Raw genomic sequence first — 21,427 nt, 5'->3', positions numbered from 1 at the left:
GTAAATCATGGGCAAGCTTACAGGTAGGAAAGTTTTTATTACCGGCGCTGAACAAGGCATTGGTCGCGCAACCGCCGAACAGTTAATCAGAGCAGGCTGCGATATCTATCTTCACTATCACAGCGATGAACAAGGTCCGAAAGCCTTGGTCGAATTGGCACAATCGCTGGGGCAACGCGCTGCCTATCGCTATGCTGACCTTATTGCTACCGATGATGCCGAGGGCTGTGTGTTGGCCGCCGCTGAATTTCTGGGTGGCATAGATATCCTGGTTAATAACGTCGGCGGTATTGTGGGTCGAAAATGGCTGGGCGAAATAGACCGCCAGTTCTGGCAAACGGTTCTGGACGTTAATATGACCACCCTACTGAATGTCACCCAGGCAGCCCTGCCGTTATTAAAAGCAGCGCCAGAAGGTGCCAGCATCATCAACCTGGCTTCTCTGGCGGGTCGCGCAGGGGGTCATTCTGGCTCTCTGGTTTATTCTGCGACCAAAGGGGCGGTACTGACCTGGACACGCTCTTTGGCAGCGGAACTGGGCGAATATGGCATTCGGGTCAACGCCGTTGCTCCGGGGCTTATCTTGGGCACGCGTTTTCATGCACGCCATACCACCAAAGAATCGGCCGAAGAAACAATCAATAGTATTCCACTGGGCAGAGCAGGTACGCCGGAAGATGTAGCAAGTGTTATTACCTTCCTCGCCGCGCAATATGATGGTTTTGTGTCGGGTGCCACCATTGATATCAACGGTGGAAGTTATCGCATGTAAGCAACCTGCAGGCAGCACGCTGCGGCTGCCTGCATTTTCAGAGAATCAAGATGATTAAATCCACTATCATTCATCCAGAATTATTATATGCTCTGGCAAAATGTGGGCACAAAACCCAAATTTTAATCGCCGACAGCAACTATGCGTTTGTCACCAATGCGCCGCAAAATGCAGCGATCGTTTACTTAAACCTGTCGCCCGGAACTCTCTCGGCCACGCTGGTTCTGGAAAAAATACTCACCTGTATTAACGTGGAAAAAGCCACGTTAATGTCCTACCCGCAGGATTTTATTAACACTATCGATATCGAATATAGGCAACTGCTGCCCGAAAGCTGCCCTATTGGTTATCTTGCACGCGAACCGTTTTATGCCGCGGTAAAGTCTGACCACACGTTGCTGGTTATCGCCACCGGTGAACAGCGGCGGTTCGCGAATATATTACTGACGGTTGCTCCGGTCATATAACGCGACCGCCGCTTTTAGGGGCGATGAAGATCCGGTCATTCGACCTGCACTCTGGCAGGTCTGATTGAGAGTAAAAAGAGCCTGAAAACAGTTGATTCCTGCGTAACGGTGAGTATTGTTTGATAAGTAAAAATACTCACTTCTCTGAGGAAAAAAATGTCTGAGCAACACGTCGATATCGGCATCGCTATTCATCAAGATCTCAACGGGATTATGCAATTACTGGAAGAGAATCTCGCCTCTAACGGTGGCACGCTTTCTGCCACTGTTCCAAGAGAAACGGTCGAGGCTATGATGGATGACATGCCGCTCATTGTGGCCCGTCGAGGCAGTGAAATTGTTGGCTTTTTAATGACGTCGAACTTGTCACGCAACGCTAACATTCCGGTTGTTAAGGCGATGCTTTCTGCTTATCAGGGCCGTGAAAATGCCTACATCTACGGGCCCATCTGCGTAAGTCAATCAACAAGAGGTCAGGGACTGGCCAAAAAGTTGTTTAATGCGTTGAAAAAAAAGCTTAAAGGCAGGGAGGGCATCCTGTTTATTCGCAACGATAACGGCCCGTCAATTCAGGCCCATAAAAGTATGGGAATCAACTCGGTTGCCGAGTTTAAATTCAACGATGCCGATTACACTGTTTTTTCATTTATTGGCTAAGGTAGCTTTTAGCCCCCCCTTCGGGGAGGCTTAGGGTCGAGGCAATATCGACCCTCACGCTGAATAAATAATTAAGCTAATCAATACTGCGCCAAAATCTCGGCCAGTCGCTCTGCGAGCAGTTTACCGCGCCATCCACTCACCAGTTCCGGCTGATGCTCTTTGGTTTTAAGCTGCCAGTGCTCATTAAGCATCTGGTTAATTTGACGGCGTGAAGCCAGCAGTTCAACGCTCAATCCGGTCTCTTCACTGACAGTCTGAATCAGTGCTTTAATATCTTTAAAGACCTTCTTGTAGCCTGGCTGGTCAATCAAATTGGCAATCGGTGCAGGCAGCGCCGAATCGTTGACCGTTTCAGCCTCGGCCACCAGCGCCAGCAGCGTACGCCCGTGATAACGGATCTCAGGTCCGCTAAGGCCAAGCGCCTCAAGCTCGCCCAACGATTTTGGTTGATAACGAGCCACCTGCCACAGGTTCTCTTCACGCACCACAAAGTTTACGGCCAAATCACGCTGACGGGCCTGAGTCAGGCGCCATGAGGCCAGTTTTTGCAAACAGGCCAACTGGCGAGGACGCAGTTGCCAGGCATTGCCAATTTCGAGATAGGCCAGTTCAGGCTGGAGTACTTCCTGTCGGCGACGGCAAAGAGACAGGCATTCATCCAGAGCCGCGTCTATCCAGCCAGCCTCAATGGTTTCCTGCTGAAGCTGGCGCGCAAGCGGCAGCAAATATAGTACGTCGGCAGCGGCATAATCACACTGCTTTTGGGTTAATGGCCTGGCCATCCAGTCGGTACGGGACTCGCTTTTGTCCAGCTCGATTTGCGTAGTTTCAGCGACCAGGCGGGCAAAACCGCAGGAAAGCGGACGTCCGCTAAAGGCAGCCAAAATTTGACTATCGATAAACGGGACGGGCAACACGCCAAAGGCATTGAGGAAAACTTCGAGGTCTTCACTGCCTGCGTGCAAAAATTTGACCACGTTTTTGTCGGTCAATAAATCAATAAACGGCTGCCAGGCCGTAATCGGCAAGGGGTCGATAAGCGTTAGGTTTTCACCATCATAAAGCTGTATCAAACCCAGCTGTGGATAGTAAGTACGGGTTCTGACAAATTCGGTATCAAGCGCAATTTCGCTAAACTGTTGCGCCTGCTGACAAACCTTTGCCAAGTCTTCATTGCTAACGATCAACTGATAATTCAAAGCTTTTTCTCTTTTCGCTGTTAGAAACCGGGTCGGCATGCTTCCTGCCGCCGGGAATTAGAAAACAATTACTGCTTCGCGTTACGTGCATTATAACGTGAAAACGCCGGACTTAATCCGGCGTTGAGTGAAGGCGGCATTTGGTTGATGTAAAAAGCAGCGTTTTGGCCTCAGGCGGCGTTTTGCCTGTCTGGCGCTTTCGGCTTACTTTCTTCATCACGCAGCTCACGGCGCAAAATCTTACCCACGTTTGATTTCGGCAGCTCGTCGCGAAACTCTACAACTTTTGGCACTTTGTAGCCGGTAAGATTGCGCCGACAGTGGTCGAGCAACTCTTCAACCGTCAGTGAAGCATCGCGTTTAACCACGCAAATCTTGACCTTTTCGCCGGTTGATTGGCTCGGAACACCTATGGCCGCAACCTCAAGCACTTTGGCATGCTGCGAAACAACCTCTTCTACTTCGTTCGGGTATACATTAAAACCTGAAACCAGAATCATGTCTTTTTTACGATCAACGATACGTAAAAAACCCTCTTTGTCCACTGTAGCGATATCTCCGGTTGAGAGCCAGCCATCTTTTAACACTTCATCGGTGGCTTCTGGCCGCTGCCAGTACCCCAGCATCACCTGAGGGCCCTTCACCTGCAGCTCTCCCGGCTCACCCAGTGCGACTTCCTGCCCGTTATCGTCAACTAAACGAATTTCGGTAGAAGGTACAGGCAGGCCGATACTGCCGCTGTAATGCTTAAGGTCATACGGGTTACCGGTCACCAGCGGTGCGCATTCAGTCAGGCCATAGCCTTCAAGCAGATGATGGCCAGTGAGTTGCTCCCAGCGGTCGGCCACGGATTTTTGTACCGCGGCCCCCCCGCCGACGGAAAGCCGCAGAGGGGAGAAGTCGAGCTTTTTAAACTCTTCGTTATTAAGCATGGCGTTGAACAACGTATTCACGCCGCTAATTGCCGTAAACGGATAGCGTGCCAGCTCTTTAACCAGGCCCGGAATATCACGCGGATTAGTAATAAGCAGGCTGCGGCCGCCCAATTCTATAAAGAACATACAGTTAATAGTCAGAGCAAAAATATGATAGAGCGGGAGTGCCGTCACAATAAGCTCCTGCCCCGGGCGAAGCAAAGGACCGTAAGCGGCCTTGCACTGCTCAAGATTCGCCTGCATGTTGCGGTGGGTCAGCATCGCGCCCTTCGCCACGCCAGTGGTGCCACCGGTGTATTGTAAAAATGCGATATCATCATTGATAACGTCAGGCTTAACATACTGCATACGGCGGCCAAGCTGGATGACGCTGCGAAAAGAGATAGCGTTGGGCAAATGGTATTTTGGCACCAGCCGCTTGATATATTTAACGACAAAGTTAACCAGCGTAGCCTTGGCCGGCGAAAGCTGATCACCCATACGGGTGAGAATAACGTGCTTTATCTGCGTGTTGTACACCACTTTTTCAAGGGTGTGGGCAAAGTTAGACACAATCACGATAGCACTTGCGCCGCTGTCGTTTAGCTGATGCTCAAGTTCGCGCGGCGTATAAAGTGGATTGACGTTGACGACGGTCAACCCCGCTCTCAGCGCACCAAAAAGCGCAATCGGGTACTGCAGAAGATTAGGCATCATCAGAGCTATACGGTCACCCTTCTTAAGCCCAAGCTCATTTTGTAGATAGGCAGCGAACGCGCGGCTGCGCTCCTCAAGCTTGCGGAAGGTCATCACCTCGCCCATGTTGATAAACGCCGGATTATCCGCGTAGCGAAGCACTGCGTTTTCAAACATCTCGACCAACGAGCTGTAGCGGTTCGGATCGATGTTTTCAGGAACATCCGCCGGGTAACGTTTTAGCCAGACCTTTTCCAAGGTATCACTCCTGATTTCATTATCTACGCGCTCTCAATGACGCACTTTTACCACACCCTTAACAATATTTTAACTCATCTTACCAGCTAAGCTTTAAACAATGTTTAGGTTGAGAGGCCGGTCACTAATTTCAGCCCGCTCCTGATGGAAAAACTAAGATTGCCGTTTAAATCGGCTATTAACAAAACGCGAGAATCCATTCGATTTACGAAGTATAACGACTAATACTCATCAACACCACGCAGGGTCCGGGTTATTTGTATAAGCGGAGTGCATAAAAGTTAATTACCTTACTCAATGAATCAAGACCATTCACCGCCCTTATTAATAACCCTACGCAAAGGTTACTCATCCAAAATAATAACAAGTTAAAAATCCTCTTCTATTTTATAAATACAGCAAGGGTGTTACTTGATTAATTAAAACCCACTAATAAAATAACGTTATTTGCATACTAAGATTCATGAATGCAAGCTTAACCGTTGGTCTATCCAAATCCAACTATACAATATCATTACAACCAATTATTACTGATAAAAATGGCGACAGAAAGCCGCCAGATTGATGGATTTATAGAAAATATTTTTGATATGAAATAGTGAGCCGTTGTTATTTAAGAACTTAATTTCATCAAATTAATGACTTGCCAAACCATAAGGAATGGATGAGCCACTTTCTATATAGCTCACCCATGATTGTAAGTTCTCGATCATTATTCTTGCAGTATTAATGTTTAACGTAACAATAATATCTTTTGCCGACGGTAATGTTTCACCCTCATCTAGGCAGTATTCAAAGTGAAGGCCAAAGAAAAAATCCGCAGAGTTTTGAGTATCTTCAGGCGTAATACTTACCGTACTCCAAGAGGCAGGCAGCATCATATCTTTTATTGGGTTTTCATTCATTTTCACGTTCCTGTGAGAGTGGATATTTACCTGCACTGTGTTAAAAAACTTGCAGGGCCACTTATAGTATTACAGAAAAATGACTAATGGCGTAAAATTGAAGCAATAAGTTAATTAAAGGTTGATAAAGGTCAAAATTAAACGCAAATAAATCAAGTGGGTGATAACTCCCACCTGATGATAATTCAACTCGCCTTACCACGCACCACAAGTTATTTCTTTACCGGCGGTGGACGTATTTGAACCGCCCGCTGCGGATGATTCTGCGCGGGCGGTGGGGTGTGGCTCGCAGGCGGTCCATGTGGTGGAGGTGCCCCCTGCGGTGGTGAATTATTCTGTGACGACGGTTTCGACCCGTGCCGGGCCGGTGTCATACCACCCCCCCCACGCCGGGCCAAATCCTCGCCCCCACCGTGGATCATAAGGGCCTCCGTATCCCCAACCCCAAGGTCCCATCGGCTGAGGTGGCATCACCACTTCTTTCACTTCTCTCCAGCGTTTATAACCGTTTACGTTGAGCGTGACAAACCGATAAGGGGCATTGCCAATGGTGCCATTTTCAGCACCCGTAATCGGCCCCACTACCGTTACCAATTGATTGCGGAAATCGACTGGGTCGAGGAAACCGTTGTAGTAAGCCACAATACGTCCGATTGAAGGCTCACCCAACACAGGCGCTGCACTTGAATCCAGTGGTACGGCGGCGATTTCGAGTCGCGTACGATTTTTATCATTAGCCACCGAGACAACACGGCCACCAAAGCGCGCTTCCTGGCCAACATAAATTTGCGGTGCACCCTGCACGGCCACCAGGTTCATCTGCGGCGTTTCAGTGGTGCCGCGAATTGAATCCGGCACCGTAACACAGCCGGAAAGCAGCAAAACACTGAGGCCAACTGCCAAGGCGACACTTTTTTTGCTTGCGAACATCTTACGCATGGTAAATACCCCTGGGTACATTATCTATTTTGACCACGATTTCATGCACAAGTTGCCGATACTTATCGGCCAGGAAGCTTTTTCCACGTCACCTCATTACGCAGGTAAGTCGGTTCAGCCTCTGCGGCATTGACCCTCACTCCCCTCTCCCACGCAACCAGCGCGAGAGGTAACATATCTTCCGCCTGTGGCAGCAACATATTACCGTTAACAAGTTCAACGGCTGTTGAACCTATTAGCTGAGGATAGGTTTGCCATCCGGTACCTGCTGTTGCCCAGCGGCCCTGAAGCGAGACCTCGTGCTCAGCCAGCTGTTGCGGTTTTAATACCGCTTCAGTGCTTTCACCTTCCCAAACACCAGAAGATTGACGGGTATATTTGCCCCAGTAAACCTCACCCATGCGCGCATCAATAGCCGTCAATACCTGCTCGGCACCGGTTTGTCGGTATGCGCCCTGCGCCATTGTTTGAAGGGTCGAGATTGGCAACACAGGCAATTCGGCGCCAAACGCCAGCCCCTGAGCGATGCCAATGCCGATGCGCACGCCGGTGAAGCTACCCGGACCGCGTCCGAAGGCCAGCGCATCCAGCTGATTAAGCGTCAGCCCAGCCTCTGCCAGAATCTGTTGAACCATGGGAAGAATACGTTGAGTATGCTCTCGGGCGCAGAGTTCAAAATAAGCCAGCGTTTCGCCATTTTCGGCTGACGTTGCCGTGTTGTACAACGCAACAGAACAGGCTTCGGTTGCCGTATCAATTGCTAAAATTCGCGTGGACATGCCAAACCTCAGGCGGGAAATAAAAAATAACATTGAGATACCCAAAATATTTCAACGCAGTGGGTATCGCGCAATCATAGCATATCAGCTCTTCTGCAAAAAACTGATTGCCTGCTCAAGCGAGCGGGTTCGCGGCGTCGGCGGCAGACTGTTAAGAAAAACTTCGCCATAGGGGCGCATCACTAACCGGTTGTCACAAATGACCATTACGCCGCGATCATCGGTATCGCGTATTAAACGCCCTACGCCCTGTTTGAGCGTAATGACGGCATCGGGAAGCTGCACCTCGTTGAAAGGGTCACCGCCGCGTAACCGACAGTCCTCGATGCGCGCCTTAAGCAAAGGATCGTCAGGCGAAGTGAAGGGTAATTTATCAATAATCACCAGCGACAATGTTTCTCCACGCACGTCGACGCCTTCCCAGAAACTGCTGGTTGCCACCAGCAGTGCGTTTCCAGCCTCGACAAATTGCGCAAGAAGCTGCCCTTTACTGGTTTCTCCCTGAACCAGCACCGGCAGCGTCATGCTGGCACGAAACGCTTCGGCCAACTCACGCATCATGAGATGTGAGGTGCACAGGAAGAAGCAGCGACCTTCATTGGCCTCAATCAGCGGACGCAGCATTTTCGCCAGCTGGCGTGAGCTACCCCGCTCGTTGGGCGAAGGCAGATAACGTGGCACGCAGAGCAGTGCCTGATTGGCAAAGTCGAACGGACTCGCCAGCAGCAATGTCTCCGCGCCTTCCAAACCCAGTCGCTGAGTGAAATGCTCGAGTTTTTCATTTACCGACAGGGTTGCTGAGGTAAACACCCAGGCCCCGGGCTTGTCTTCCATCAGCTCACGAAATTTATCGGTAACTGAAAGCGGCGTCAGGGCAAGGGTAAAATGACGCGAATTGCACTCGTACCAGTAACTGTAGCCGGGAACGTTGACATCTTTAAGGCGTTTGAGACGATTGCGGTAGAGCGTGGCGCGTTCAAAGGCGGCATCAAGCAGCGCAGAGCGGCCGAGTGAAAGCTTCATCACGTCATAGCAAAGTTCAAGTGCATCGTCGAGTAGCAACAGCGCACGCTGAATGCCGTTGTCGGCCAACACGTCACGCAGGTTACCGCGAAAACCAGGTTCGCCCAGCGCCAGTCGAAAATCTTGGGCACTCTGCGCCAACCGGTCGGCACTTTTCTGCAACTGCGCAGAGTCTCGCACTTCAGTGCGATAGGCAATGGTGATGTCTTTAGACAGGTCAAGCAGTTGGCGGCTTGAAAGCTGCTGCCCGAAGTACTGGCTGGCAATGTCCGGTATCTGGTGCGCTTCATCGAAGATCATCACATCTGCGGTAGGAATAAGCTCGCCAAAGCCGCTCTCTTTAACCACCATGTCGGCCATAAAAAGATGATGATTGACCACCACCACGTCGGCATCCATCGCCTTGCGCCGGGCTTTTACCACGAAACACTCTTTGTACATCGGGCAGTCGCTGCCGAGGCAGTTGTCGTTGGTGCTGGTGACCAGCGGCCAGACGTAGCTGTCTTCAGCCACCACGTTACAAGTGCTGATATCACCCTCTTCCGTCTTCGCCGACCAGCTGCGCAAATGCGCCAAATCGCTGAGTGACTGACTGGCCAATTCGCCCCCGGTCATAGACTGCTGATCGAGGCGTTCAAGGCAGAGATAGTTGGAGCGGCCTTTAAGCAGCGCCAGTTTACCTTTGAATTTCAGCGCGCTGGCCACTTTTGGTAGGTCACGGGAATAGAGCTGATCCTGCAGCGCTTTAGAGCCGGTCGAGATAATGACCTTTTTGCCCGAACGCAGTGCAGGTGCCAAATAAGCGTAAGTTTTGCCGGTACCGGTTCCTGCTTCGACCACTAATCCCTGCTTGTTTTTTATCGCCAGAGCAACGGCATTCGCCATCAGACGCTGTGGTTCACGGGGTTTGAAGCCCTCAATTTTCTGCGCCAGGGCGCCGTCTGTTGCGAAATCGTCTATCACGCTAAACCCACAGTAGTAGAATCAGCGCTGATTATGCCAATCCTTGCCCTCGCGTACCACCACCATCTGTAAGTCCATTGTCGGCCATTGATGTGATACCCTGTTACCCATCATTAAAACAGCGACTTTCAGGAGCACTCTTTATGTCAATTCAACGCATTAGACCCGAGCCACGGATGTCAGATATCGTTGTCCACAATGGCACGGTTTATTACACCAGCGTGCCGGAAAATCTGGATGCCAACGCCAAAGATCAAACCGCAGAAACGCTGGCAATCATCGACGCCGCGCTGGTAGAAGTGGGGTCTCACAAGAGCAAAATCCTTGACGCGACTATTTTTCTGGTCGACGGCGCTGATTTCGCGGCGATGAACGAAGCCTGGGACGCATGGGTTTCACCGGGCAATGCACCCGTGCGCTGCACCGTGCAGGCCAATCTGATGAACCCGAAGTATAAAGTTGAAATCAAAGTTGTTGCCGCGATCTGATTAATCGCTTAGCGATTATTTATATTGTGGGTTAAAAAAAAGCCTCCACAACGTCGTTGGGAGGCTTTTTCAATTATTGTCGTGAGTGATACGCGAACATTAAAACACGTTAGGCTTTTGCACCCGCAACCGCTTCACGTGCCAGCTCAGTAATACGCGCGTAGTCGCCGTTTTCTAAGGCATCGGCGGGCACTAACCACGACCCACCGATACACAGCACGCTTTTAAGCGCCAGATAGTCGCGATAGTTGCCCGGCGTAATACCACCCGTTGGGCAGAAACGAACCTGTGGAAAAGGACCGGCGATAGCCTGCAACGCCTTAACGCCGCCGTTGGCCTCAGCCGGGAAGAATTTAAACTCACGCAGACCGGCGTCCAGACCTAACATCAGCTCCGAAACCGTGCTTATTCCAGGAATAAGCGGGATTGGACCGGCGTTGGCGGCTTTCAGTAGAGGCTCGGTCAAGCCAGGACTGATAGCAAATTGCGCACCCGCCTCTGTCACTTCGGCCAGTTGCTCAGGGTTAAGAACGGTTCCTGCACCAATAATAGCCTCTGGGACCTCTTTGGCAATCGCCCTAATCGCATCAATGGCGCAGGCGGTGCGCAACGTCACTTCAAGCACGCGAACGCCACCGGCCACCAACGCTTTTGCTAGCGGAACCGCGTGCTCCAGCTTGTTGATAACGATGACCGGAACAACCGGACCTGAGGTCAGGATCTGTTCTGCGCTTGTTTTCCAACTCTTCATCTTTGTCTCCATTCGTGCCCGCTATGCGGTCCAGTAAACCTCGACCGGCGTCTGTTGTTGATTCAATACTGCCCTCACAGGCATCTCATTCTGATCGGTGCCTTTTGCCGCACGTTCGTAAACGTCACGTTTAGCTTCACCGGCCAACAATACATAGATTCGCCGACTGTCGAGCAATACTGGCAACGTCAGCGTCATGCGCTCGAGCGGTGCCGTAAGCGGCGTGATAGCCACGCAGCGTCGGGTAGAATGCAGGTCCAGCGCCTGAACCAGATTGGCGCTGCCTGGGAAAAGAGAAGCGGTATGGCCGTCATCGCCCATACCCAGAAGCGTGATATCCGCCGGCAATACCAAAGCGGCTAGCGCTTTTTCAGCCTGAGTCTCACCTTCCACTGCCGTAACGGCGTCGTTTTTAAGCGCAATGAAGGTGGCCTTCGCCACCTCACCCTGCAGCAAACTGTTGCGTACCAGCTTTTCGTTGCTCGACCCATTGTCGGTAGCGACCCAGCGCTCATCGGCAAGCGTTATCACCACCCGACTCCAATCCAGCTCCTGCTTTGCAAGCTGCCTGAACAGCTCGAGCGGCGTTCTGCCACCCGAGATAATCAGACTTGCCTGACCGCGGTCCGCAATGCCCTGGCGCAATGCATCTGCAATTTTGCCGGATAAGTTTTGGTTTAGCGCCGCCGCACCGGAAAACTCGACGAAATTGGCCATGTGTTGCCCCTTAATACAGACGTACCGTTAAAAGACGGTGGATTAGCCGAACTCGTTCCATGAACGGCCATCACGGGTAATCATTGCCACCGAGGCAACGGGTCCCCACGTTCCCGCCTGATAAGGCTTAGGCGCTTCGTTTTCTGCAGACCATGCGTCCATGATGCCATCAACCCATTTCCAGGCTTCTTCGACTTCGTCACGACGTACGAACAGCGCCTGGATACCACGCATGGTTTCCAACAGCAGACGCTCGTAGGCATCGGCAATGTGCTGCTCGTTGAAAGTTTCGGAGAAGCTCAGGTCAAGCTTGGTGGTTTGCAGACGGTGTTTGTGCTCGAGACCCGGCACTTTGTTCAGTACTTCAATTTCGATACCTTCGTCCGGCTGCAGGCGAATGGTCAATTTGTTTTGTGGCAGTTGCTGGTAGGAGTCGCTGAACAAGTTCAGAGCCGGGCTCTTGAAGTAAACCACGACTTCTGAACACTTGGTCGGCAAACGCTTACCGGTGCGCAGGTAGAATGGCACGCCCGCCCACTGCCAGTTGTCGATGTCTACGCGAATAGACACGAAGCTTTCAGTATTGCTGTTTTTGTTCGCGCCCTCTTCTTCGAGGTAGCCAGGCACTTTTTTGCCCTGAACAAAACCGGCAGTATATTGACCGCGCACGGTCGTTTCGCGCACGTTGGACTGGTCAATACGACGCAGTGATCGCAGCACTTTAACTTTCTCGTCGCGAATACGGTCGGTAGACAAATCGGCCGGCGGCGACATGGCAATCATGGTCAGGATCTGCAACAGATGGTTCTGGATCATGTCGCGCATCTGGCCCGCTTTATCGAAATAGCCCCAACGGCCTTCGATACCCACTTCTTCGGCCACGGTTATCTGCACGTGGTCAATGGTACGGTTGTCCCAGTTAGTGGCAAACAGGTTGTTAGCAAAGCGCAACGCCAACAGGTTCAACACCGTCTCTTTACCTAAGTAGTGGTCAATACGGTAAACCTGAGTTTCATTGAAATACTTCGCCACGCCGTCGTTAATTTCCTGAGATGATTTCAGGTCAGTACCGAGCGGTTTTTCCATTACAACGCGCGCAGGCTCTTTGTTCAGCCCAGCTTCACCCAGACCTTTACAGATTGCGGAAAAAGTACTCGGCGGCATCGCAAAGTAGTTAATGGTGGTGCGCTTGCTGGTGTCGAGCATTTTGCCCAGACGGGTGAAATGCTTGAGATCGTTAACGTCGAGATTACAAAATTCCAGGCGAGCACTGAGTTTTTCCCACAGCTCCGGGTCCAGTTTCTCTTTCATGAAGGTGGTCAGCGCTTCTTTTACCACCTCGGTATAAGCAGCTTTGTCCCACTCGGCGCGGCCTACGCCGATGATTTTAGTATCGTCGTGAATATGTCCAGCTTTTTCGAGCTGATACAGGGAAGGCAACAGCTTACGGCGTGCAAGGTCGCCTTTAGCACCGAAAATTACCAGGTCACACGCCTGGGCTGGTTGGTTTACCGCCATGTTCTTCTCCTTAGAGCAGGATAACCTTATCTTTCAAAATGCAGCATCAACGCTGCCTGCATCCCGAATGCGATGGGTTAGGTTGTAATTTTATTTCAACAGATATCGCGTTTCAGCAACAATGTACTCTGATCGGGCAAGGGCAGTAAACCAAGATCTAAGGCATTAATAAATGATTAAAAAACCACATAATTTGTCATGTTTGTTAAATCGGCTAACCTGTAAGCAGGAGTAACTGTAATTTTATGACAAATTTGAACATTAATTACCATATTGAAACTTAGACTTGGCTCATATTCTGGATAAAAAAGCTTGGTTTTCACCAGATTGTCTCTGCCACCTCGTTCAGCATCGTAGTATATTTTCATCAAACTGACATGATTTCTCCTTTTCGTTGAAATCGATGAAACCTATTGAGTGGTCACCCATGAATACGCTGGAAAAAATCCTCAGCTTTTTGGATATCCTCAGCAAATCAGAAAGAAAAGTTGCTGAAGTCATCCTTGCTTCGCCCCAGACTGCAATCCATTCCAGTATCGCAACGCTGGCAAAAATGGCTGATGTGAGTGAACCCACGGTCAATCGCTTTTGTCGTCGCCTTGAAACCAAGGGCTTTCCAGACTTCAAACTGCAGCTTGCCCAAAGTCTGGCTAACGGAACACCTTACGTAAACCGCAACGTTGAAGAAACCGACAGCGTTGAGGCCTATAGCACAAAAATTTTTGAATCCACGATGGCCAGCCTGGAGCAGGTTAAAAATACGCTCGATATCACCGCGGTGAATCGCGCGGTCGATCTTCTCACCCAGGCAAAAAAAATCTCATTCTTCGGCCTCGGAGCCTCTGCGGCCGTCGCCCACGACGCGATGAACAAGTTTTTTCGCTTTAACATCCCGGTCATCTATTTCGATGATATCGTAATGCAGCGAATGAGCTGTATGAATTCGGGCGAAGGTGACGTTGTTGTGCTGATTTCTCACACCGGCCGCACGAAAAACTTAGTTGAGCTGGCTCACCTTGCCCGCGATAACGACGCAACGGTCATTGCCATCACCTCAAAAGACACACCGCTGGCACATGAGGCAACGCTTTCTATTCTATTGGACGTGCCAGAAGATACAGACGTTTATATGCCGATGATCTCTCGTTTGGCACAGTTAACGCTGATTGACGTGCTTGCCACCGGATTTACACTGCGTCGCGGGGCGAAATTTAGAGATAATCTGAAGCGCGTCAAAGAATCATTGAGAGATTCACGGTTTGATAAAGGTGTTTATGCACCCCCGAGATTTGAATAAATCCCTGCGGTAACGGATTTTTTTATCTCACCATATTTGTTACGATGTTGTTAATTCTAGGGGTCTGGCCGCCGTGGGATCGCGTTTTATTACCCCCACGCGCGAGCCAGATAAAATTGCCGGGATAACAGTCGGTCGGCCCCAAGGCTGCCGTGATAACGACAGGTCGTGTCAGCAACGGGTGAAACAATTTTGTATTAAAATTACAATCATCACCCTTTATCGTGTTGTCCAGGTTTTTAGCAGCAACAATGCTTCACAAGTCAACGGAGTAATGCATGTCCAGACGGCTCAGAAGAACCAAAATTGTCACCACTCTCGGACCGGCAACGGATCGCGATAATAATTTGGAAAAGATTATTGCCGCCGGTGCCAACGTTGTTCGCCTCAACTTCTCTCACGGTACCGCTGAAGACCACCAGCTCCGCGCTGATAAAGTGCGTGAAATCGCGGCTAAACTGGGGCGCCACGTGGCTATCCTCGGTGACTTGCAGGGTCCGAAAATTCGTGTTTCCACCTTTAAAGAAGGCAAAGTCTTCCTCAATATTGGCGATAAGTTCCTGCTTGACGCCAACATGAGCAAGGGTGAAGGCGATAAAGAAAAAGTCGGTATCGATTACAAAGGCCTTCCTGACGACGTGGTACCTGGCGATATTCTGCTGTTAGACGACGGACGGGTACAGCTCAAGGTCATCGAAGTTCAGGGCTCTAAAATTTTCACCGAAGTTACCATTGGCGGCCCTCTTTCCAATAATAAAGGCATTAACAAGCTCGGCGGCGGACTCTCTGCCGAAGCCCTGACTGAAAAAGACAAAGCCGACATTCTCATTGCCGCAAAAATTGGCGTCGACTTTTTGGCTGTCTCCTTCCCACGTACCGGCGAAGATCTTAACTATGCGCGCCGTCTGGCTCGCGATGCAGGCTGCCATGCCAAAATTGTCTCCAAGGTTGAACGCGCAGAAGCCGTGGCCTCTGACGCCGCGATGGACGATATCATTCTGGCCTCTGACGTGGTGATGGTGGCACGCGGTGATTTGGGCGTTGAAATCGGCGACCCTGAATTGGTGGGTATTCAGAAAAAACTGATCCGCCGCGCGCGCACCCTTAACCGTGCAGTGATTACCGCAACCCAGATGATGGAGTCGATGATAACCAACCCGATGCCGACCCGCGCCGAAGTGATGGACGTGGCGAACGCCGTGCTCGATGGTACCGACGCCGTGATGCTCTCGGCAGAAACTGCTGCTGGCCAATATCCGGCTGAAACCGTGGCCGCGATGGCACGCGTTTGCGTGGGTGCCGAAAAAATTCCAAGCATAAACGTCTCCAAGCACCGCCTGGACGTTGAATTCGATAATATTGAAGATACCATTGCGATGTCTTCAATGTACGCGGCAAACCACCTTAAAGGCGTTACCGCGATTATCTCCATGACAGAATCAGGCAGAACGCCACTGGTGATGTCTCGCATCAGCTCTGGACTGCCTATTTTCGCCATGTCTCGCCATGAGCATACGTTGAACCTCACGGCACTTTATCGCGGCGTGACGCCGGTGTTCTTCGACAGCAACAACGATGGCGTCGCCGCCGCCGTGGATGCGGTTAACCTGCTGCGTGACAAGGGATATCTGCTCTCAGGCGACCTGGTTATCGTCACTCAGGGTGACGTGATGAGCACGACCGGCACCACCAACACCAGCCGCGTACTGACGGTAGAATAACCCCACGCGTCCTCAGTAACGAAAAAACCGGCCTTGGCCGGTTTTTTTATTGAAGCTACGGGTCACGCGTATTCACATCACCTCTACTTGGGATAAAGCTCGTCGCGCGTGTACGGCTCTTGTTCGCCAGGCTTGCGGGTTTTAAGCAGCTTGAGTATCCAAGTATATTGCTCAGGGTTTGGCGCGACTAAATGCTCGACCTCTTCATTCATGCGTCGCGCTATGGTGACATCATCGCCCGTATCCAAGCCTGCCATCGGGGCGCGAACGTGAATGTTCAGGCAGTGATTTTTTGCGTCATATGCGGGGAAAAGCGGCACGATTTCAGCGCGGCAGACCTTCATCAGGCGTCCTAATGCCGGCAGCGTCGCCTTGTAGGTCGCAAAGAAGTCAACGAATTCGCTGTGTTCGGCACCGTGATCCTGATCAGGCAAATAGTAACCCCAATAGCCGTTTCGCACCGAGCTGACAAAAGGCTTGATGCCTTTGCTACGCGCGTGCAGGCGTCCACCAAAACGACGGCGCACCGAATTCCAGAAATAATCGGTTAACGCATTTTTTTGATGGTGGAACATCGCCGCCATGGGATGCCCGTCTGCCGCCATCAGCATCGCTGGAATATCTACCGCCCAACCGTGTGGCACCAGGAAAATAATATTTCTTCCCTCGGCCGCCAATTGGTCAACGATCTCTTTATTGTGCCATTTAACGCGTTTAAGAATCTGCGGATTATCACCGCGCAGCGCCAGCTCTGCCATCATCACCATAGACTGAGGGGCAGCGGCAAACATGTCGTCAATAATCGCTTCTCGCCGGGCTTCGGGCAGTTCGGGCATGCAATAAAGCAAATTAATTTGCGCACGACGCCTAGCCCCTTTTGCCAGCTTACCGGCCAAGCGCCCAAGGGCACCCAGTATTGGGTCGCGAACAGATGCAGGAACGTAAGCCATTGCCGCCATTGCGCCCACACCCAGCCACACGCCCCAGTAGCGCGGAAGGTAGAAGGATTTTTGAAACTGCGGGATAAACTCGTCGTTCGTTTTTGTTTCTGGTTGCATGCGTTAACTCGTAAACTTTTATACTAATTATATAATCCAATCGCACAATGATAGGTGCAGTGAATTATTTTGCAATGAATAGTGTCGCCCGGCTTGAACAAGCGACACTCTTTAAGCAGAAGAAAATCTTTAGATTTTTAGCTGAGGCATAACCTCGCGCACAGTCGCCAAATAGTCTCTAAGGTCTTTACCACTCAGACCTTCTGACCGCGGCAGCTTGGCGGTTAGCGGATTGACAGCAATGTTGTTAATCCATACTTCGAAATGGAGATGCGGACCGGTTGAACGTCCGGTATTGCCCGACAACGCTATTCGGTCGCCGCGTTTAATCTTTTGCCCAGGCTTAACCAATGCTTTACGCAAATGCATATAGCGAGTCATATACTGCCGGCCGTGGCGAATCGCAACATAGTTACCGGCAGCGCCGCCGCTGTTAACCACCACAACCTCGCCATCTCCCACGGCCAAAACCGGCGTACCGATAGGCACCGCAAAATCCACCCCTCGATGCGGGGCTATACGACCGGTTACAGGATTCATACGACGCGGATTGAAGTTTGATGAAATTCGATACTGCTTGAGGGTGGGAAAGCGCAGGAAACCACGCGCCAGCCCGCTGCCGGAACGGTCATAAAATTTGCCGTCATCGGCGCGAATAGCATAATAATCTTTACCGCCGCTGCGCAAATGCACGCCTGACAGTTCACTCTGCTGACTTTTTCCGTCAAGCATTTCGCGGGACATCAGCACGGAAAACTGGTCACCTTTGCGTAATTTTTTGAAGTCCATTTGCCATTGCAATGCCTTGACCACCGCGCCAATTTCGGCATTGCTCAAGCCCGCATCTTTTGCGCTGCTGACGAAACTGCCGTCTAGCGTGCCTTTTAATACTTTGTCCTGCCATTCTCCTTTCAGAGTTTGGGTCGAGGCTTTAAAACCACTGCCGCTTTTGTCGTAGGTCACCGTTTCGCGACGCGATTTTTCCCACGTTACGCGCTGTAGTTCACCGTCATCGTTGACCGTCCACGACAGTTGCTGACCAATTTTCAAGTTACGCAGATCGGTGTTTTGCGCGGCCAACGCAGAGATGTCCGACATATCAATGCCGTACTGATTCAGAATACTGCTGAGCGTATCACCGGTTGAAACGACATACTCATGTACGCCCGTTTCATTTTCGGTTTTATCATCCAGTTCATCCTGAGGAATGTCCGTCGCGGGAGGGGAATCATTATCATCTATGGGTTCACTCGCCTCAGGCAGCAGAGAGCGCACTTGTTGAGTGTCGAGTAGAACTTGCTTAGCGATGGGTTTATTCTGATAAGAATCTTGATCTGTATGATATACAAAGGGTTTCCAGACGGCCACGGCGAGGGTTACGACAGTCAATGACCCCAGCATAACGCGATGGGGTCGTGGAAGATTGTTATATGCCAGAGCAATAGATCGGGCTAATAGCTGCACTTAATACGGTCCTTATAGGCTTACTCCAGGCAGCTCACGTACTGAGAAGTCAGATGTGACAGGAAGTTCACATAACTGTCCTTGGTCAGTGCGATCCCGCTCCCCAGCGGATCCAAGGTGCCCATACGCACTTTTGTTCCCTGGGCAACGGCAGTAATTACGGCCGGCCTGAACTGTGGCTCAGCAAAAACACATACCGCTTTTTGCTCAACCAACTGTGTTCGAATTTGATGTAGTCGCTGTGCTCCAGGTTGGATTTCGGGATTGACGGTAAAGTGGCCCAACGGCGACAGTCCGTAGTGTTTTTCAAAGTAGCCATAGGCATCGTGAAAAACAAAATATCCCTTCCCCTGAACAGGTTGCAGCATGTTACCAAGCTTTACGTCAGTTTTTGTCAATTCATCCTCAAATTGACGCAAGTTAGCGTCTAATTGGTCCTTCTTTTGCGGCATTAGTTCCAATAATTTTGCGTGAATTGCGATAGCGGTCAATTTTGCAATCTCCGGCGAAAGCCAGAGGTGCATGTTGTACTGTCCTTCTTTATGTTTTTCTGTAGACACATTAATGTTGTGAATATTATGTTCATGCGATTCTTCTTCATCGCTGGCTAAAAGTAGCGCTTTAACCTCGGGTATCGCCGAAACGTCCACCACGCGATTTGGAGGCAGTTGTGCTACTGACTTGCTCATAAAAGCTTCCATGCCCGGGCCAATCCATACCACTAAATCTGCACTGCGCATTCGTTGAAGGTCCGAAGGTCGAAGCGCATAGTCATGGGGTGACGCCCCGTCAGGCAACAAAACTTCTGTCGGGGTTATCCCCTCGGTAATCGCCGCAGAGATAAAACCCAACGGACGTAAAGAGGCTAATACGGCAGCGTAGGCAGGGCTGGCGCTCAGCAGCGTCGCGGCCAAGGCGGCGTGGGCCAACAGAGATTTTACAGTGAGCGGTGAGGATTTAATTTTCATGGTTTTTTTAACCGCCGCTATTTTTATCAGTTTCATTGATTCCTCTGGTTTCAAATGGTTTGTTGTAGGCTTCTTCATTTTTATCGTTAGTAAGCCCGGTTTATGACTCGGTTTTGCACTGTTCGCCGAAGGCGAGCAAGCAGATTATCGGCAAATAAAGTGACTGACAATACGCAGTTTTTCGACTCCATACATGGTTATTTTCTAAAAAACGCAATATTATAACATTCGAATTGTTCTGCAAGACGTAACTGAAATGTCCACTCTCGCTTCGCTGAAAAATATTTCTGTCACATTCGGTAACCGCCGCGTGCTTTCTGATGTCTCACTTTCGCTCCAGGCAGACAAGATTCTTACTGTGCTTGGGCCGAACGGTGCCGGTAAATCCACTCTGGTACGTGTAGTGCTGGGATTAGTGGCGCCCACCAGCGGCACACACTTTCAGATACCGGACTTAAAAATCGGCTATGTGCCGCAAAAAATCCATCTTGATGCCACCCTGCCGCTGACCGTTGCGCGCTTTATGCGCCTCAAGCCTGGCGCAAAACGTGAGGATATTTTACCCGCGCTCAAACGCGTGCAGGCAGCCCACCTGATTGATCAGCCGATGCAAAGACTGTCAGGGGGTGAGAATCAGCGCGTGCTTTTGGCTCGCGCGCTGCTCAACTCACCGCAGCTGCTGGTACTTGATGAGCCCACGCAGGGCGTTGACGTTAATGGTCAGGTTGCCCTTTACGATTTAATCGACCGCCTTCGCCAAGAGCTAGGATGCGCGGTGATGATGGTCTCTCACGACTTACATCTGGTGATGGCCAAAACTGACGAGGTGCTTTGTCTTAATCAGCACATTTGCTGTTCCGGCACACCGGAAGTGGTCTCGTCGCATCCCGAATTCATTGCCATGTTCGGTAATCGCGGTGCCGAGCAGTTGGCAATTTATCGTCATCACCACAACCATCGACATGATTTACAGGGAAAAATAGTTTTGCGCAATACCGGAGGCCGAGACCAATGATCGAGTTGTTACTGCCGGGATGGCTGGCGGGTATTTTGTTGGCAGGTGCGGCTGGCCCACTGGGTTCTTTTGTGGTCTGGCGGCGGATGTCCTATTTTGGCGATACGCTTGCCCATGCCTCACTGCTGGGCGTGGCTTTTGGTCTGCTGCTAAACGTAAACCCTTTCTACGCGGTTATTGTTGTCACCCTGTTGCTGGCGTTAATGTTAGTCGTGCTGGAACGCAAACCGTACCTGGCGGTCGATACACTGCTGGGCATCATGGCGCACAGCGCGCTGTCGCTGGGATTAGTGGTCGTAAGTTTGATGTCGGGTGTGCGGGTAGACTTGATGGCCTACCTCTTTGGCGACCTGCTTTCCGTCACGCTGAGCGATATCTGGCTCATTGGGGCGGGTGTTGCGCTGGTGGTTGCCGTGCTGTGCTGGCAATGGCGTAATCTGCTTTCAATGACCATCAGTCCCGAGCTGGCGCACGTTGACGGTGTAAATCTACAGCGCTCGCGCATTATTCTTATGCTGGTCACTGCGCTCACTATTGGTCTGGCCATGAAGTTTGTCGGCGCGTTGATCATCACGTCGTTGCTCATCATCCCGGCCGCGACCGCACGTCGTTTTGCCAAAACGCCCGAGCAGATGGCCTATTTCGCAGTATTGGTAGGGATGATTGCTGTAACGGGTGGGCTCGGGCTGTCAGCATTTTATGACACTCCGGCAGGACCTTCGGTGGTGCTTTGTGCGTCGGTGATGTTTATGGGGAGTTTGCTCAAAAAGCAAATTGCTTAAAGTAGCGTCGAAGGGCCTTTCCAAAAACCTCCCCAAATTTGGGGAGGTGAGAAGGTTGAGCTGGCGTGTTGTT

General features: G+C 50.9%; 20 protein-coding genes. 8 read left to right on the top strand and 12 right to left on the bottom strand.

From position 1 onward, the window contains the following. Window positions 1–7 precede the first annotated feature (7 nt). The 3 genes from GA565_RS11150 to GA565_RS11140 all read left to right on the top strand — a co-directional run bounded on the left by GA565_RS11150 (window position 8) and on the right by GA565_RS11140 (window position 1,896). Complete coding sequence (locus GA565_RS11150; protein WP_152198506.1) at window positions 8–772, top strand: SDR family NAD(P)-dependent oxidoreductase; 765 nt, start codon at window positions 8–10, stop codon at window positions 770–772. Window positions 773–822: 50 nt separating this feature from the next. Then, a complete protein-coding gene (locus tag GA565_RS11145) occupies window positions 823–1,239 on the top strand; it encodes an RbsD/FucU family protein (protein WP_152198505.1) in 417 nt (138 codons plus the stop codon). Window positions 1,240–1,395: 156 nt separating this feature from the next. After that, complete coding sequence (locus GA565_RS11140; protein WP_152198504.1) at window positions 1,396–1,896, top strand: GNAT family N-acetyltransferase; 501 nt, start codon at window positions 1,396–1,398, stop codon at window positions 1,894–1,896. An 80-nt stretch (window positions 1,897–1,976) separates the two neighbouring features. On the opposite strand, the gene rnd is transcribed toward GA565_RS11140, so the two are convergent. From rnd to GA565_RS11110, 6 genes are all read right to left on the bottom strand, one after another. Further along, window positions 1,977–3,098 (bottom strand): ribonuclease D, encoded by a 1,122-nt coding sequence (gene rnd, locus GA565_RS11135; RefSeq protein WP_152198503.1) that lies wholly within the window; start codon window positions 3,096–3,098, stop codon window positions 1,977–1,979. Window positions 3,099–3,268: 170 nt separating this feature from the next. Next, the gene (gene fadD, locus GA565_RS11130; RefSeq protein ID WP_152198502.1) at window positions 3,269–4,966 is read right to left on the bottom strand and encodes a long-chain-fatty-acid--CoA ligase FadD; all 1,698 of its coding nucleotides are present in this window, start codon (window positions 4,964–4,966) and stop codon (window positions 3,269–3,271) included. A gap of 635 nt (window positions 4,967–5,601) precedes the next feature. Continuing rightward, on the bottom strand, window positions 5,602–5,871 hold the full coding sequence (locus GA565_RS11125; RefSeq protein WP_152198501.1) for a hypothetical protein: 270 nt from the start codon (window positions 5,869–5,871) through the stop codon (window positions 5,602–5,604). 330 nt (window positions 5,872–6,201) lie between these two features. After that, on the bottom strand, window positions 6,202–6,810 hold the full coding sequence (locus tag GA565_RS11120; protein WP_152198500.1) for a Slp family lipoprotein: 609 nt from the start codon (window positions 6,808–6,810) through the stop codon (window positions 6,202–6,204). 62 nt (window positions 6,811–6,872) lie between these two features. Continuing rightward, window positions 6,873–7,589 carry a tRNA (adenosine(37)-N6)-threonylcarbamoyltransferase complex dimerization subunit type 1 TsaB gene (gene tsaB / locus GA565_RS11115; protein ID WP_152198499.1) on the bottom strand — a complete coding sequence of 239 codons (717 nt, stop codon included), beginning with the start codon at window positions 7,587–7,589 and terminating at the stop codon, window positions 6,873–6,875. A gap of 84 nt (window positions 7,590–7,673) precedes the next feature. Beyond that, the gene (locus GA565_RS11110) at window positions 7,674–9,575 is read right to left on the bottom strand and encodes an ATP-dependent DNA helicase (protein ID WP_152198498.1); all 1,902 of its coding nucleotides are present in this window, start codon (window positions 9,573–9,575) and stop codon (window positions 7,674–7,676) included. Between the two features lie 143 nt (window positions 9,576–9,718). On the opposite strand from GA565_RS11110, the gene GA565_RS11105 reads away from it, so the two are divergent. Continuing rightward, complete coding sequence (locus tag GA565_RS11105) at window positions 9,719–10,063, top strand: RidA family protein (protein ID WP_152198497.1); 345 nt, start codon at window positions 9,719–9,721, stop codon at window positions 10,061–10,063. Between the two features lie 109 nt (window positions 10,064–10,172). Here GA565_RS11105 and GA565_RS11100 read toward each other — a convergent pair whose 3' ends face one another. Genes GA565_RS11100 through zwf form a run of 3 tightly spaced genes read right to left on the bottom strand, consistent with a single transcriptional unit; the run spans window position 10,173 to window position 13,049 of the window. Next, the gene (locus GA565_RS11100; RefSeq protein WP_152198496.1) at window positions 10,173–10,814 is read right to left on the bottom strand and encodes a bifunctional 4-hydroxy-2-oxoglutarate aldolase/2-dehydro-3-deoxy-phosphogluconate aldolase; all 642 of its coding nucleotides are present in this window, start codon (window positions 10,812–10,814) and stop codon (window positions 10,173–10,175) included. Window positions 10,815–10,835: 21 nt separating this feature from the next. Beyond that, entirely contained in the window at window positions 10,836–11,531 is a 696-nt protein-coding gene (gene pgl / locus GA565_RS11095) for a 6-phosphogluconolactonase (RefSeq protein WP_152198495.1), read from the bottom strand. Between the two features lie 42 nt (window positions 11,532–11,573). Continuing rightward, window positions 11,574–13,049 (bottom strand): glucose-6-phosphate dehydrogenase, encoded by a 1,476-nt coding sequence (gene zwf, locus GA565_RS11090; protein WP_152198494.1) that lies wholly within the window; start codon window positions 13,047–13,049, stop codon window positions 11,574–11,576. Window positions 13,050–13,476: 427 nt separating this feature from the next. On the opposite strand from zwf, the gene GA565_RS11085 reads away from it, so the two are divergent. Beyond that, on the top strand, window positions 13,477–14,346 hold the full coding sequence (locus GA565_RS11085) for a MurR/RpiR family transcriptional regulator (protein WP_152201435.1): 870 nt from the start codon (window positions 13,477–13,479) through the stop codon (window positions 14,344–14,346). Window positions 14,347–14,624: 278 nt separating this feature from the next. Further along, window positions 14,625–16,067 carry a pyruvate kinase gene (gene pyk, locus GA565_RS11080; RefSeq protein ID WP_055771164.1) on the top strand — a complete coding sequence of 481 codons (1,443 nt, stop codon included), beginning with the start codon at window positions 14,625–14,627 and terminating at the stop codon, window positions 16,065–16,067. 83 nt (window positions 16,068–16,150) lie between these two features. Here pyk and lpxM read toward each other — a convergent pair whose 3' ends face one another. The 3 genes from lpxM to znuA form a co-directional block, all read right to left on the bottom strand. Beyond that, on the bottom strand, window positions 16,151–17,125 hold the full coding sequence (lpxM, locus tag GA565_RS11075) for a lauroyl-Kdo(2)-lipid IV(A) myristoyltransferase (protein ID WP_152198493.1): 975 nt from the start codon (window positions 17,123–17,125) through the stop codon (window positions 16,151–16,153). Window positions 17,126–17,254: 129 nt separating this feature from the next. Further along, window positions 17,255–18,589: a murein DD-endopeptidase MepM gene (mepM, locus tag GA565_RS11070; RefSeq protein WP_152198492.1), complete on the bottom strand. Its 1,335-nt coding sequence runs from the start codon at window positions 18,587–18,589 to the stop codon at window positions 17,255–17,257. 20 nt (window positions 18,590–18,609) lie between these two features. After that, window positions 18,610–19,557 carry a zinc ABC transporter substrate-binding protein ZnuA gene (znuA, locus tag GA565_RS11065; RefSeq protein ID WP_152201434.1) on the bottom strand — a complete coding sequence of 316 codons (948 nt, stop codon included), beginning with the start codon at window positions 19,555–19,557 and terminating at the stop codon, window positions 18,610–18,612. A gap of 256 nt (window positions 19,558–19,813) precedes the next feature. Here znuA and znuC point away from each other — a divergent pair, with 256 nt between their 5' ends. Continuing rightward, window positions 19,814–20,572, top strand: coding sequence for a zinc ABC transporter ATP-binding protein ZnuC (znuC, locus tag GA565_RS11060; RefSeq protein WP_152198491.1), 759 nt, complete (start codon window positions 19,814–19,816; stop codon window positions 20,570–20,572). Next, window positions 20,569–21,354 (top strand): zinc ABC transporter permease subunit ZnuB, encoded by a 786-nt coding sequence (gene znuB / locus GA565_RS11055; protein ID WP_152198490.1) that lies wholly within the window; start codon window positions 20,569–20,571, stop codon window positions 21,352–21,354. The genes znuC and znuB overlap by 4 nt, the downstream gene beginning before the upstream one ends. The last annotated feature ends 73 nt before the right edge of the window (window positions 21,355–21,427 follow it).

This window comes from Rouxiella sp. S1S-2 (assembly GCF_009208105.1).
In the GTDB taxonomy this organism is placed as follows: Bacteria; Pseudomonadota; Gammaproteobacteria; order Enterobacterales; family Enterobacteriaceae; genus Rouxiella.
The sequence above is the reverse complement of the archived record's forward strand: the minus strand, read 5'-3'. Positions and strand labels throughout refer to the sequence as shown.

What these genes read in the sequence shown, in the direction of transcription:
- GA565_RS11145 (WP_152198505.1), top strand. Translation starts at nt 823, where the DNA reads ATGATTAAATCCACTATCATTCATCCAGAATTATTATATGCTCTGGCA.
- zwf (WP_152198494.1), bottom strand. Translation starts at nt 13,049, where the DNA reads ATGGCGGTAAACCAACCAGCCCAGGCGTGTGACCTGGTAATTTTCGGT.
- GA565_RS11100 (WP_152198496.1), bottom strand. Translation starts at nt 10,814, where the DNA reads ATGAAGAGTTGGAAAACAAGCGCAGAACAGATCCTGACCTCAGGTCCG.
- GA565_RS11105 (WP_152198497.1), top strand. Translation starts at nt 9,719, where the DNA reads ATGTCAATTCAACGCATTAGACCCGAGCCACGGATGTCAGATATCGTT.
- lpxM (WP_152198493.1), bottom strand. Translation starts at nt 17,125, where the DNA reads ATGCAACCAGAAACAAAAACGAACGACGAGTTTATCCCGCAGTTTCAA.
- pyk (WP_055771164.1), top strand. Translation starts at nt 14,625, where the DNA reads ATGTCCAGACGGCTCAGAAGAACCAAAATTGTCACCACTCTCGGACCG.
- znuB (WP_152198490.1), top strand. Translation starts at nt 20,569, where the DNA reads ATGATCGAGTTGTTACTGCCGGGATGGCTGGCGGGTATTTTGTTGGCA.
- pgl (WP_152198495.1), bottom strand. Translation starts at nt 11,531, where the DNA reads ATGGCCAATTTCGTCGAGTTTTCCGGTGCGGCGGCGCTAAACCAAAAC.
- GA565_RS11125 (WP_152198501.1), bottom strand. Translation starts at nt 5,871, where the DNA reads ATGAATGAAAACCCAATAAAAGATATGATGCTGCCTGCCTCTTGGAGT.
- znuC (WP_152198491.1), top strand. Translation starts at nt 19,814, where the DNA reads ATGTCCACTCTCGCTTCGCTGAAAAATATTTCTGTCACATTCGGTAAC.
- GA565_RS11140 (WP_152198504.1), top strand. Translation starts at nt 1,396, where the DNA reads ATGTCTGAGCAACACGTCGATATCGGCATCGCTATTCATCAAGATCTC.
- GA565_RS11150 (WP_152198506.1), top strand. Translation starts at nt 8, where the DNA reads ATGGGCAAGCTTACAGGTAGGAAAGTTTTTATTACCGGCGCTGAACAA.
- tsaB (WP_152198499.1), bottom strand. Translation starts at nt 7,589, where the DNA reads ATGTCCACGCGAATTTTAGCAATTGATACGGCAACCGAAGCCTGTTCT.
- GA565_RS11085 (WP_152201435.1), top strand. Translation starts at nt 13,477, where the DNA reads ATGAATACGCTGGAAAAAATCCTCAGCTTTTTGGATATCCTCAGCAAA.
- GA565_RS11120 (WP_152198500.1), bottom strand. Translation starts at nt 6,810, where the DNA reads ATGCGTAAGATGTTCGCAAGCAAAAAAAGTGTCGCCTTGGCAGTTGGC.
- znuA (WP_152201434.1), bottom strand. Translation starts at nt 19,557, where the DNA reads ATGAAAATTAAATCCTCACCGCTCACTGTAAAATCTCTGTTGGCCCAC.